This is a genomic window from Candidatus Poriferisodalis sp. (assembly GCF_965215815.1).
GTDB lineage: Bacteria > Actinomycetota > Acidimicrobiia > Acidimicrobiales > Poriferisodalaceae > Poriferisodalis.
Genome location: NZ_CBDCEO010000012.1, coordinates 948,666 through 961,884, shown reverse-complemented (window position 1 = coordinate 961,884; position 13,219 = coordinate 948,666). Strand labels below are relative to the sequence as shown.

Below are 13,219 nucleotides of genomic sequence, written 5' to 3'. Positions count from 1 at the left end.
GTGCGCGTCGGTAATCCGTGTATTCCTGACTGGGATGCACGTGTGGCGGGCCTAGCTGTCCCCTCAGGTGCGTCGATAAGGACGTGTCGTGTGCGAACCTATGACCGTGACGCGCCTTGGGTTCCTGTTGGACAGCGGCGCGTGCATTGGCTGCCATGCGTGCACGGTGGCGTGCAAGAGCGAGCACGACGTGCCGCTCGGTGTCAACCGGACGTGGGTCAACTACGTCGAGACCGGCGAGTTCCCCGACACTCAGCGGCACTTCACCGTGATGCGCTGCAATCACTGCGACGACGCCCCCTGCATCTCGATATGCCCGACCGGCGCGCTGTTCCGGGCATCGAACGGCGTCGTGGACTTCGACGACTCCCGCTGCATCGGCTGCAAGGGCTGCATGAACGCGTGCCCCTATGACGCGCTGTACATCTCGCCGAATACCGGAACGGCACACAAGTGCAATTTCTGCCAGCACCGGCTCGAGGTCGGGCTGGAGCCTTCATGCGTCTCGGTCTGTCCGACGCGCGCTATCACGGTCGTGGACCATGACAATCCCGCGGACCCCACCGCTGAGCGAATTCGCCGAGAACAATTGCCGGTCCGCGCTCCCGAGCGCCGAACGTTGCCGAAGGTGCATTACGCGGGCACGGTGCCCGAAGCCCTCGACCCACTGGCACGCCCCGTAGCCGAAGACGGCCTGATCTGGTCGGATTGGACCGGCAGCGCAACTTGGCCATCGAAGTCAGCATCGAGCCCGGCACCGAGCCCTGCAACACGGACGGCGTACACGGTGCCTCACGCTGAGCCGTGGGGGGCCAAGGTCGCCGGTTACATGGTGACCAAGGGCGTCGCAGCAGGCGTGATGCTGTGGGCCGCTGCTGCGGCGCTGCTGGGCTGGGACGACCGAGCGGCCGTCGCCACGGGGCCAGCGGTGATAGCGCTCGTCGCTCTGGCGGTGACCGGCGTGCTGCTGATCGCCGACCTGAAGCGGCCAGAGCGCTTCTGGTTCCTGTTCGCCAAGGGACGGCTTCGCAGCTGGATCACGGCGGGTGCGTGGGTGATCATGGCCGACGCAGCGTTGGTGATGCTGTGGGGTGTCGCGGGCTTGTGGGGCGGCTCGACCTGGTTCGTCGTGCTGATCGGCCCGACAGCGGTGTTCTCGCTGCTGACTGCTGCGTACACCGCGTTGTTGCTTCACCAGTGCCGCGGTCGTCCGATGTGGGCGGACCGGCCAGTGCTGGTGCTCATCGCTCGACTGGCCGGCGAAGCCGTGCTGGGCGGCGGTGCGGTCTGGGGTTCCTTCCTCGCCCTGCGAGCTAACGCCGTCGTTTTCGCCTGGACCCCTGTTATCGCCGCCGTGCTGCTGGCGTGGCTGTGGCGACACGACCGTGAGTTCCTGCGTGCCGCACAGGCAGCGCCGCTGTCATGACGGATCGCCCCGCCGCCGACATCGCCGGTTCCCCCCACAGCGGTCCCGATGGCATCGGGCTCAGGGCTTCGCCGCCGCACGAGCAATGGCATCACTGGACCGAGCTCGACGCAGCCTCCTGGCCCGAGCGCATCGAGCGCAACTACACGCTGGTGCCCACCACCTGCTTCAACTGCGAGGCGGCATGCGGGCTGGTCGCCTATATCGACCGGGACACTGACGAGGTCGTTCGATTCGAAGGGAACCCCGAACACCCCGCATCGCGGGGACGCAATTGCGCCAAGGGGCCGGCCACGATCAACCAGGTCCACGACACCGAGCGGATCCTGTACCCGCTGCGCCGAACCGGCGAGCGCGGTGGGGGAGGCTGGGAGCGCGTCAGCTGGGACGAGGCATTGACCGAGATCGCGGCGCGGATCCGGACAGCCATCGTCGAAGACCGCCGGGACGAGATCATGTATCACGTCGGCCGACCCGGCGAGGACGGTTACACCGAACGGGTGCTGACTGCATGGGGCATCGACGGCCACAACAGCCACACCAACGTGTGTTCCTCCAACGCCCGCGTTGGCTATACGACCTGGATGGGGCATGACCGCCCCTCATCGGACTTTGCCAATGCCGAGGTCATCTTCCTCATCTCGAGCCATCTCGAGGCAGGGCACTACTTCAATCCGCACGCTCAGCGCATCATCGAGGCCCAGCAGCGCGGCGCCACGGTCATCTGCGTCGATCCGAGGCTGTCGAACACCGGAGCCAAGGCCGATCACTGGCTGCCGGCGTGGCCTGGCACTGAACCGGTTCTGCTGCTGAGCCTGGCCCACCTCCTGCTGGAGGCTGGCACGTGGGACCGTGCGTTTGTCCACCGCTGGACGAACTGGCAGACCTACCTGGCCAAGACTCGACCCGATCTTCCGCCGACATTCGAGTCGGTCGAGGTGGCCCTGCGCGACGCGTACGCCCGCTACACCCCTGAGCGCGCGGCACACCTGTGCGGGGTGGACGCCGGCGAACTGCGCGAGATCGCAGCGGCGATCGGAGGGGCATTCGGTCGCTTCGCATCTCACACCTGGCGGGCCGCCGGGGCGGGCAACCTCGGCGGATGGCAGACGGCGCGCTGCCTGTTCCTGCTCAACGTGCTCACCGGGTCAGTCGGCACCGTAGGGGGCACGACTGGGGCTGGCTGGCACAAGATCAAGCCGGCACCGCCGCTGCGGCCGCCGCCGGTCGGGCACTGGAACGAGCTGTCCTGGCCACGTGAGTACCCGCTCAGCCATCACGAGATGTCGATCCTGCTGCCGCATTTCCTGCGCGAGGGCAGGGGCCGGCTCGACACCTACTTCACGCGCGTCTACAACCCGGTGTGGACGAACCCTGACGGGTTCAGCTGGCTGGAAGCCTTGAGTGATCCTGAGCGCGTGGGCTGCCACGTTTCGCTCACGCCGACCTGGTCGGAGACAGCGTGGTTCGCCGACTACGTGCTGCCGATGGGCGTCGGCTCGGAGCGCCACGATCTGGCATCGTTCGAGACTCACGCAGGCCAATGGCTGGGCTTCCGCCAGCCGGTCATGCGCCGGTATGCCGAACTGCGGGGCCAAGAGGTCGGCCCCGACAGCCGGACCCACGAGTTCAACCCAGGCGAGGTCTGGGAGGAGAACGAGTTCTGGATTGACCTGTCCTGGCGGATTGATCCGGACGGCTCGCTCGGCATCCGCCAGTGGTTCGAGAGCCCGTCCCGGCCCGATGAGCCCATCAGCATCGACGAGTACTACGAGGCAATCTTCACCGACGAGGTGCCGGGCTTGGCACACGACGCTGCTGCCGCGGGACAGACCCCGCTCGAGTTCATGCGTGACCGGGGCGCCTACGCTGTTCGAGGCGATCCCTATGGTCACCATGAGCGCGTCGTTCAGCCCTCGCAGCTCGCTGGCACCGTGCTCGGTGACGATGCCGTCTACCGGCCCCAGCGCAACACGATCCGTGATGGGAACACCTCGCTGCCCCCGCTCGGGGATGGCTCAGTGGCGGTGCAGGTTGCGGGAGCAGCCCGTCACGGATTCCCGACGCCCTCCCGCAAACTCGAGCTGTACTCGACGACATTGGCGGACTGGGGCTGGCCCGAGCATGCGACACCCGGCTGGATTCCCAGTCATGTGCACTGGCAGCAGCTGGATCTGGCAGGCAGTGAGCGGATCCTGGTACCCACCTTCCGCATCCCGACGCTCATTCACACCCGGTCTGCGAACTCCAAGTGGCTGTCGGAGATCAGTCATCGACATCCGCTTTGGATCCACCCCTCAGATGCCGAAGCTCTGGGCATCGGAGTCGGCGGGCTCGTGCGGATCACCACCCGCATCGGCCATTTCGTCATCTCGGCGTGGCGAACCGAGGGGATTCGCCCTGGCGTGGTAGCGGCATCGCACCACATGGGTCGCTGGCGGCTCGATCCTGCTGCCGCCGGTGGCTCGGGCCCCAATGGTGATGGCGCGGGACCGAGGTCGTGGGCCGGAGGCCCTGCAGAGATTGACCGAGACGGCACCGTGTGGCGGATGCGCCGCACGGGTTCGATGGCGCCGTTCGCCTCCTCCGATCCCGACTCCGAGCGGGTGTGGTGGAACGACACGGGAGTGCACCAGAACCTGACGTTCTCAGTGCAACCCGACCCGATCTCCGGCATGCAGTGTTGGCACCAGCGGGTGCATGTGGGACCGGCCGAAACCGACGATCGCTATGGCGATGTCGTAGTTGACACGGCGCGCTCTCGGGAGGCGTATGAGGAGTGGCTCGCGATGACGCGGCCCGCTCCTGGTCCGGGAGGGCTCCGCCGCCCGCTGTGGCTGTCTCGCCCACTCAAGCCCCGCGCTGAGGCCTATCGTTTCGACACCTGAGCCAAGATGCCTCGCGGAGTCGGGGAGCCTGCTCAGCTCGGCTTGTGGGCCTTGCGAGAACCCGCTTCCCAATCCTCCATTTCGGGCGCGTCGGTGAGGGTGCCGAGCACGTTCAGCTGCGGGGCCTCGCGCAGTGACCGCTTGAGCTCGGCAAAGCCCGGGAAGCGGGCCAGCTCGATGACGGCATTCCACAGCGGCACTGCCTGTTCGTCGGAGGGAACTCGCGAGATCACCGGGCCGAAGAACGACAAACCGTCTGGTGGTTCAAAGGTGATGATCGGCGTGCCGACGTCACGTCCGGTGCGACTCAGCGCCAGCTCGGTCTCGGCGGAGATCTCGGCGTCCCAGGAGTCGTCGTCGACCGTAAACGCGTACTCCGTGGGCAGCCCGGCGGTTGCCAGTGCCTCCGCGGTGTGCTCCACGGTGCCAATGCGGTCTCGCAGGCCCGAGCCCTTGGGCATCTCCCAGTAGTGCTGACCCATTGCGTCATACAGCGGGCCCATCTGATCGCGGCCCAGCTCAGCTCGCACCTTGGCGGCCACTCGCAGCATCCGGAGTCCCGCGGTATGTCCTTGCTCGTACCCCGGCGGGAACTCAGTGGCGTAATCGCGGTGCCGGTTCAGGACGCGCAACGAGATGAAGCGCCAGTCCACGGAGTAGCCGGTCTGAGCGATCACCTTCTCCACCCAGCGCGAGGTGATCCAGGCGAACGGGCAGACCGGATCCCAGAAGAACTCAAGATCGGGGGATTGCTCGGCAGCCGGGGCGGCGTCTGTAGTACTCATGCGCGCATGGCTAGCACACACGTCTCCCAGACATGAGTGGACCCGACGGCGGCATCCCGGCACCCGACATGGTCCACGTGGCCGACGGTGTCGAGCTTGCGCTGCACCGCCTCGGCGGAGCCGGGCCGCCGCTGCTGTTCGTGCACGCCACTGGTTTCAACGGCCGAACCTATGGGCCGCTCACCGGTCGACTCGCCGAGCACTTCACGGTGTGGGCGCCCGACCTTCGAGCGCACGGCTGGAGCCCGCCGCCCGCGGGCAGGGACTTCCTGTGGACCACGCTGGCGGGTGACCTGCTGGCCATCATCGACCATCTCGGCATCGTTGCGGGCGAGTTGGACTGCGTCGGTCACTCCATCGGCGCGGCAACGCTGCTGCTGGCTGACGCCCAGCGACCCGGCACCATCCGGCGCATGTACGGCTACGAGCCCGTCGTGTGGCGTGCAGAGGAAGTGTTCGGGCCCGGCGAGAACCCCTTGATCGCTGTCACCACAAATCGCCGGGAGGTCTTTTCTTCGCGTGGCGAGGCCTTCGAGCGGTTTGCCTCCCGGCCACCATTCGGTGGAGTGCGGGCCGACGCACTGCACAGCTACATCATGAACGGATTCGAAGACCTGCCGGATGGAACCGTGCGCCTGCGCTGCCGTGCGACCGACGAAGCGGCGACCTACGACGGCGAGTGGACCTCGACGACCACCCGCCTGCAAGGCAGCGAAACCGACGTAGTCATCGGCAAGGGGCTGGAAATGACCTTCGAGGACACCGGCATCCCTGCCCATGAGGTGCTGGCAAATTCACGCCTGATCACCTATGCGGGCCTGGGCCATTTCGGGCCGTTCGAAGCACCCGACGTCGTCGCGGCCGACGCGCTTGGGGCCGTGCTCGGTCAACCTCCGGTTGAGAGGCAGTCCGAGACGAACTCGACTAAGTAACCGGCGATCTTCTCGGGCTGGTCGCGGTGGGCGACATGGCCGCAGTCATCGATGATGTGCCCGGTTGCACCGTTCACATTCTGGGTGATGGTCCACACCTGGGCATCGGTGCCGTACTGATCGCCGTCTCCCTGCAGCACCAGCACCCCGCAGGCAATGCGTTCCAGCAGGGGCCGAATGTCCCAGTGTCGGAACTCATCGGTCAGCCAGACATCGCGCCAGCGCTCGAATGCGAGCCGTGGGTTGTCGTGATGGCGGGCAAGTCCGGAAATGACCTTGTCGCTCTGGGTGTCAATCGCTCGGATGCCCTCAATGCAGACGTCTTCAATGAACGCATGCGGTGCGATGACAGCCACACCGAGTGGCGTCACCGAGCCCAGAGCGGCAGCGATGAGCGCGATCGAGGCTCCGTCGCTGTGGCCGATCAGGATGGGTCGGCGCACAGCGAGCGCCTCGAGCACCGCAGGCAAGACGTCGGTTGCCTCGCGTTCCATGAAGCCGTCGCTGTAGTTCGCTGGCAGCGGATCGGACCGTCCGTAGCCGCCTCGGTCGTAGGCGACGACTTCGAGTCCGCACTGGCGTGCCAGCACCTCGGGCAGGTCTCGCCATTGGGTGATGCTGCCGAGCCCCTCGTGCAGCATCACGATCGTGGGATTCCCGTCGACGTTGGGGTGCCCAGCTTCGGAGCATTCGGGAGTGAGCCGGCGGTAAGCGATGCCGACCGCGTCGATCCCGATGCGACCGTCTTCGACGTCCATTCTGGCTACAGGCGCACGTACTCGTAGGCGACGGGCCGGGTGTTGATGCCGCGAGCCGGGGGAGCGATCCAAGCGGCCATTCGCCCCGGCTCATAGACGGGCGACATGAGCGAGTTGATGTAGTCGCGGTCGGCGTCAGTGGGCAGCCAGTCCTCACACGTTGCCTCCCATTCAGCCCTGGTGACGACGCGGCCCTCAGGCGTGATGTCGAAGGGGGCAAACACACCCACGGCGCGGTTGAAACCAGGGTGTGGCAGCGTCAGCTCGAAGTCAATGCCGGCCTCGGCGATCAGCCGGTTCCAGCGCCGCAGTCCCTTCTGGCAGTCCTCGGAATACGAGTCGCGCAGTTGCAGGTTCACCACCTGCAGGGATGGCCGCTCCACGGTGGCCATGGCGCCGTCGACCACCTCAGTGCAGGTGAACGTGGACGACGTGAGCACATGGTCGTCGTTGTACTTGGCTTCGTCGAAGCGTCCCTTGAGTCCGGCGGTGTAGAAGTTCGCACCATTGGTGGAAGCCTCGGCGCCGAACAGGTCGAGCGAGACCGCGTAGTGGAAGTTGATGTACTTCTGCAGCGTCGGCAGGTCGATGGCGCCGAAGGGGCGAACGTCGTCGGTGTCGTGCTCGACGATCACTTCGCAAGTGCGCTGCGCAACCCGGCCGAGGCCGGTAGCGCCGACGAACATGTGGTGCGCTTCCTCGCGCAGCATGAATTCGCACGTCCTGGCGAGCGGATCGAACGCCGACTCGGCCAATGCACCGAGCTGGTACTTGCCGTCGCGGTCGGTGAAATACGTGAACGCCAGAAACGAGAGCCAGTCGGAGGTCTTCTCGTTGAAGGCGTTGAGGATGCGGGGATTGTCGGGATCGCCCGAGTGCCGCTCGAGCAGGGCCTCGGCCTCGTCGCGGCCGTCGCGGCCGAAGTGTGCGTGGAGCAGGTACACCATCGCCCACAGGTGGCGACCCTCCTCGACATTGATCTGGAAGAGGTTGCGAAGGTCATACAGCGACGGAGCGGTCTGGCCGAGGTAGCGCTGCTGTTCCACCGAGGCTGGCTCGGTGTCGCCTTGGACCACGATCAGCCTGCGCAGCTCGCTGCGGAACTCGCCGGGCACCTCCTGCCATAACGGCGCACCCATCGACTCGCCGAAGCCGATTCGGCGATCGGGTTTGGGCGCCGAGAGGAAGATCCCCCAGCGGTAGTCGGGCATCTTCACGTAGTCGAAGTGGGCCCAGCCTTCGGCACTCGTGTCAGTTGCGGTGCGCAGGTAGACGTCGTTTCCCGAGAAGCCGGCGGGGCCCAACTCGTCCCACCAACGGGCGAATTTGGGTTGCCAGCCCTCCAGCGCACGCTGCAGCCGCCGATCCTGCGAGAGTCCGACATTGTTGGGGATGCGCTCGCTGTAGTCGACCTTGGTCATCTGCGTTCCAGCGGGAGGTGCCTGCCCCTCGGGGCGTCACTGCCGCCCAGCGAGGTTAGACGCGGGACCTTAGACGCGGTCTTGGGCGTAGATCGGGCGAGTCCCGGTGCCGTAGCGGGTCAACGCGCCCTGTGGTCCGGTTGCGTTCGGACGAATGAAGATCCAGTTCTGCCAGGCCGACAACCGCCCGAAGATCTTCGTCGCCATGGTCTCGGGGCCGCAGAACCGGTGGTTGGCCTCCATGGCGGTCAGCGCATCGGGAGAGAAGGCCGCGCGCTCTTCGATCGCCAACCGCAAGTCGTCATCCCAGTCGAGGTCGTCGGGCGTCGAGGTCGCCAAGCCAGCCTCAGCAGCGGCCTGCGCGTCGAGCGGGGTACCGATGGTGCGGGCGGCTGCGGCAATGGCTGTTTCGTCGCCCCACAGCCGCGACTGCAGCCGTGTGAGGCCGTTGGCCATGGGCATCGTTCCCAGGCTGAGCTCGGAGCACAACAGGACGGCGGGCTCATGAGGTCCGATCACCTCGCCTCGCAGGGCACGCACGCGCGCTCCCACGGCATCGCCGGGACGGTCGTCGACAAACTCGCCGTCGAGGATGTACGTGCGGTCGCCAGCCAGTGCCAGCTCGGCAAGCACGCCGGCGAAGCACGAGCCAGGCTCGATTGCAGCGATGAGTGTGCGAGCAGTGAGGTCGAGGCGAGACAGTGTCCGGCGCCACAGCAGTGCGGTCTCGAGCTCGGCATGGCTGGCGGGTTCGCGCAGCGCACGTTCGTGGACTGTCACGTCTGTGTGGCTGCCGCCGGTGAGCAGCACGATGGTGCCCAGATCGGTCTCGTTGAAGCGAAGATGGCACAGCAGCGCATCTAGCTCCCGTGCGGCTCGCAACGGCCACGCGGGGTCGGGGCTTGCTGTGATCAGCACCTCGGCGCACGCGCGTTCACGATCCGGTGCCATCGCCACGAACTCACCGATCACGCTGCCGTCATCATTGGGGCGCAAGTCGAGCGGCTCGAGCGCCACCGGTTCGCTGTCTGCAGAGGGGCCTGTGGCGCGGCTCTTCGCAGCCAATGCAGCCGCCCGCGCGCTCGCCGCCTCGGCAAACGTCGTCCGCGGCGCCAACTCGTCGACCAGGCCCCATTCGAGTGCCACCTGTCCCCGCAATCCTTCGGCCTTGGTGGCGAACACATCGGCCCGGTCGCGGCGAACGTGCCGCTTGTCGGTCAGCCGGGTCAGTCCGCCGGTGCCGGGCAGGACACCGAGCAGCGGCACTTCGGGTAGTGACACTGCAGTGTTGCGATCGTCCACGAGCAGGATGTGGTCGGTGGCGAGCGCCAGTTCGTAACCGCCGCCCGAGCACGCACCACCCACCGCCGCGAGGAATCGCAGCCCACTGAGGGCGGAGGCCTCTTCGAGCTCCAGCCGGGTCTCATTGGTGAACTTGCAGAGGTTCACCTTGTGGGCATGCGTCGCGGCTGCCAGCGCACGGATGTTGGCGCCGGCACAGAAGACCCCGTCGTAGCCGCTTTCGATCACGACGCATCCGACGCTCGGGTGCTCGAAGCGGATGCGGCGGATGGCGTCGGCGAACTCCAGCTCGACGCCCATGTCGTAGCTGTTCAGCTTCAGCTCACAGCCCTCGAAGATGCCGCCGTCGGGCTGCACTCCCATGGAGAGCGTGGCGACCGGACCGTCCACCCGAAGAGCCCAATGCCGCCACGGACGAGGATCGCCGAAGAAGTCGAGGTATACGCCGTGTTCGGTGCTCACACGATGAGTGTGCATCGTTAGTGTTCGCAACGACACCGGCAGCGTCAGGGAGGCCACGCGTGAGCGCGAACGCCGTCTACCGATTCGTCATCGAGCCGGCCGCGGCCGCGCCCGACGAAATAGCGGTGGTCGACGCCCCGAGCGGCAGCCAGTTGACCAGGGCCGAACTGGTCGAGCGAGTGCGCGCTGCCGCAGCTGCGCTGGCTGAACGCGGCGTACAGCGCGAGCAGCGAGTGATGCTGTGTTGCGCCGACACCCCGGCATTCCTGTGGTGGTTCTGGGGAGCCATGTGGATTGGCGCGGTGCCGGTGCCGGTCTCGACGCTGTTTCGTACTGCCGACTACCGGTTCTTGCTTGGGGACAGCCGCGCTGTAGGCCTGGTGTACTCGCCGCCCTTCGCCGCTGAGATCTTGCCGGCTGCCGATGACCAGCCGTTTCTGGCATGGACGCTCGACGACACCGATGACTCCGGCCTTGGTGACCCTGGGGCCGCTGGCGATCCGTTCGGGGCCATCGACAATGACGTCGCGTTCTGGCTGTACACGTCTGGCACGACCGGCCACCCCAAGGGCGCCATGCATCGGCACATCGACATGAGCGCTGTCACCGACCAGTACGCAGTCGACATCTTGGGCATGGGGCCCAGCGACACGGTTTATTCGGTTGCAAAGTTGTTCTTCGCCTACGGCTTGGGCAATGCCGGCTATTTCCCTCCCGCCACCGGAGCCAGGGTTGTGCTTAACCCGGCCCGCCCGACACCCCAAGACATCGCGGCACATGTGACCCGGTACCAGCCGACGCTGTACTTCGGGGTCCCGACCTCGTACGCGCAACTGCTCGCTGCAGATCTGCCGGTCGACACGTTCGCGTCGGTCCGCCAGGCCGTTTCCGCTGGTGAACCTCTTCCCGCAGACATCGGTCGGAGATTCCACGAACGCTTCGGCGTGGAGATCCTCGATGGCTTGGGAACCACAGAGATCGCGCACATCGTCATCACGAACCGGCCGGGCGCTTCGGTGCCGGGCACGAGCGGGACGCCGATCGAAGACTGCGAGGTGTCGCTCCGCGACGAACACGGCAACGAGGTGCCCGACGGGGAGCCGGGTGCATTGCACATCGCTTTCGAGTCGGTCATGGCGGGCTACTGGAATCGCACCGAGCAGAACCGCAAGGCGCTGCACGGCCGGTTCCTTGCGACTGGCGACACCTACGTACGCAATCGGGACGGCACCTACACCTGCCTGGGGCGTACCGACGACATGATGAAGGTCAGCGGCATCTGGGTGTCACCCGCCGAGGTCGAGGCCGCCATCTTGGAGATGGACAGTGTGCTGAGCGTCGCGGTGGTGGGCGCTTTCGACGAAGCGGGCCTCACGAAGCCGAGCGCCTTCGTGGTGCCGGCACCCGGCGCGGCCACTGACGGCCTTGCCGAATCCGTCCAGGCTCACGTGCGTGAGCGTCTCGCGCCCTACAAGTACCCGCGCTGGGTCAGCATCGTCGACGAGCTGCCCCAGACAGCCACCGGCAAGATCAAGCGCTACCTGCTGCGCGACGGCTGAAACTCGCGTCAGGGTTCTCAGCCCTGGGCGCGTGCTTCGGCGTGGGGCGTCAGCCCCACGCGCGTGCAATAGCGCGCGGCAGCTCCTCGATCCACTGGATGAGGTCGTGCCCGCAGACGCGCTCGGTCCATTCATGGGGCGATTTCGCGAAGTGCAGCCACGCTGCCCACGCCTCGGTGGCTTGGTGGAATCCGCCCTCCAACGTTCCGGCACACAGGTGAACGAACGGGGCCTCGGCGGAGTTCCAGTCCATGCGCTCGTTCGGCGGCATTCCAGTGGAATAGGCCATGACGTGGCCGAACTTGTCGCGGTGCATGTGCCCGACGGCGAGCGCGTGCCCGCCGCCATCGGATGCGCCGAACACGCCGCGCTGGCTTCGGTCATCGGAGACGCCAAGAGACTGCTCGGCCCACGCCGTCAGCTCCTCCACAAAGAAGCGCTGATGGCGGTCGAAGCGATCGTTGTCAAAGCCAGGCAGGTACTCCATGGCCCGCTCATTGCCATAGCCACCCATTGGCGCAGCGTGGGCCGCGACCAGCACGAAGCGGGGCACGGTCCCGTTCATGATCCCGGCGTCAAGGCGCCGGATGTAGGGGCCGATCATGCTGCCGTCTGTGGCATAGAGCACCGGAAGGCGTTCCGAAGCTGTGTGCTGGGGCGGCAAGTACACGGTGGCCTTCCGCTTCGAGCGCAGTGAGGTGCTGTCGACGGTGTGCACTTGCGTCGTGCCTTGCAGTTCGTCGTCACGATGTGATGGCACTTCGGCGGGAGCTTCGGGTCCGCGGAAGCGGTGCGGCACTGGGCCGCGCTGACCGCCCAGCAGACTTCCGGCGTCGTCAAGGGGCCAGAAGCCGTAGCCGATCACTGCTTCGGGAAGACGTTCGATTCGCACGCTGAGCGCCCACAGGTCGCTGTCGTCGCCGTTGCCGACCCGCCACATGGGCAATTCGATGACGGGGCCGGGCAGTACGCCGGCGGCGTCGCTGCGGCAGACCAAGGTGAGCTCGTCGCCATCGTTCCAGCAGCCGGCCGGGTCGGCGTCAAGTTGGGCAGCCAGGAATTCGGGACTGGGGTCGCGCCAAACCCGGCATACGCGCTGACCCGGCGGGAGACCTCCCTCAGCGGCTCGCTCTCGGGCAAGTTCCCGGTTTCTCCGATCGATCTCGGTGAGGCGATGCGTCAACGTGGGCAGGCCCATGCGTGCGCGGGACTCGTCGTCGACCGTGCCGTCGATCGGTGCGAGCACCAGGTCGCCGAGGTGTCGCGTGACCACCGTGCCGAATTGCTGGGGCCGACCGCCGAGCAGGCTCATCTTGTCGGCGCACTCGGCGAAGATGACCCCGGCACCGGCTTGGCCGTCGCGGTGTGCTCGTGCGGCAAGCTCCCCGGCGATCGACAGAAGCTGCGGCCCGCCGTGGACGCTGAGCGCACGGGCCGCTCGCAGGGCGGTCGCCCCTTGAGCCTGCTGGAGCTCGGGAGTCCGAGCCAGGAGCTGCACCAGCATCGGGGCCTCGGTCGATTCGGCCATCTCGATGCGAGCGATCAGATCGCGGACCTCGTCGCTGCCTGAAGCTTCGCTCGTTGCGGGTGAGCCGTCGCCGTTCATGCCAACCCCAAGTCCGCGGCTGCCCCCGGGTTCGCGCCGCGCGGCGAGACTACTGTCGGCGCCGTCGGCGCTGCCGATGG

General features: G+C 66.7%; 9 protein-coding genes. 4 read left to right on the top strand and 5 right to left on the bottom strand.

All coding sequences use genetic code 11. The features are described from left to right. The first annotated feature begins 100 nt into the window (after window positions 1-100). Together ACOOHB_RS06260 and ACOOHB_RS06255 are read left to right on the top strand one after the other, a co-directional pair. Entirely contained in the window at window positions 101-1,426 is a 1,326-nt protein-coding gene (locus ACOOHB_RS06260; protein WP_420443941.1) for a 4Fe-4S dicluster domain-containing protein, read from the top strand. Further along, window positions 1,423-4,314 carry a molybdopterin-dependent oxidoreductase gene (locus tag ACOOHB_RS06255; RefSeq protein ID WP_420443940.1) on the top strand — a complete coding sequence of 964 codons (2,892 nt, stop codon included), beginning with the start codon at window positions 1,423-1,425 and terminating at the stop codon, window positions 4,312-4,314. Before ACOOHB_RS06260 ends, ACOOHB_RS06255 begins: the two co-directional genes overlap by 4 nt. 32 nt (window positions 4,315-4,346) lie before the next feature. Here ACOOHB_RS06255 and ACOOHB_RS06250 read toward each other — a convergent pair whose 3' ends face one another. Further along, entirely contained in the window at window positions 4,347-5,099 is a 753-nt protein-coding gene (locus tag ACOOHB_RS06250) for a hypothetical protein (protein ID WP_420443939.1), read from the bottom strand. Window positions 5,100-5,131: 32 nt separating this feature from the next. Between ACOOHB_RS06250 and ACOOHB_RS06245 the strand changes: the two genes are divergently transcribed. Then, window positions 5,132-6,031 (top strand): alpha/beta fold hydrolase, encoded by a 900-nt coding sequence (locus ACOOHB_RS06245; protein WP_420443938.1) that lies wholly within the window; start codon window positions 5,132-5,134, stop codon window positions 6,029-6,031. Here ACOOHB_RS06245 and ACOOHB_RS06240 read toward each other — a convergent pair. From ACOOHB_RS06240 to ACOOHB_RS06230, 3 genes are all read right to left on the bottom strand, one after another. Continuing rightward, window positions 5,986-6,789, bottom strand: a complete 804-nt coding sequence (locus tag ACOOHB_RS06240) for an alpha/beta fold hydrolase (RefSeq protein WP_420443937.1) — start codon at window positions 6,787-6,789, stop codon at window positions 5,986-5,988. The two genes, ACOOHB_RS06245 and ACOOHB_RS06240, sit on opposite strands and share 46 nt — an antisense overlap. A gap of 5 nt (window positions 6,790-6,794) precedes the next feature. Continuing rightward, window positions 6,795-8,210 (bottom strand): benzoyl-CoA 2,3-epoxidase subunit BoxB, encoded by a 1,416-nt coding sequence (boxB, locus tag ACOOHB_RS06235; protein WP_420443936.1) that lies wholly within the window; start codon window positions 8,208-8,210, stop codon window positions 6,795-6,797. A 69-nt stretch (window positions 8,211-8,279) separates the two neighbouring features. Further along, the gene (locus tag ACOOHB_RS06230) at window positions 8,280-9,989 is read right to left on the bottom strand and encodes an enoyl-CoA hydratase-related protein (protein WP_420443935.1); all 1,710 of its coding nucleotides are present in this window, start codon (window positions 9,987-9,989) and stop codon (window positions 8,280-8,282) included. Between the two features lie 44 nt (window positions 9,990-10,033). Between ACOOHB_RS06230 and ACOOHB_RS06225 the strand changes: the two genes are divergently transcribed. After that, window positions 10,034-11,533, top strand: coding sequence for a benzoate-CoA ligase family protein (locus ACOOHB_RS06225; RefSeq protein ID WP_420443934.1), 1,500 nt, complete (start codon window positions 10,034-10,036; stop codon window positions 11,531-11,533). 49 nt (window positions 11,534-11,582) lie between these two features. On the opposite strand, the gene ACOOHB_RS06220 is transcribed toward ACOOHB_RS06225, so the two are convergent. Continuing rightward, entirely contained in the window at window positions 11,583-13,139 is a 1,557-nt protein-coding gene (locus ACOOHB_RS06220) for an alpha/beta hydrolase (protein ID WP_420443933.1), read from the bottom strand. Window positions 13,140-13,219 lie beyond the last annotated feature (80 nt).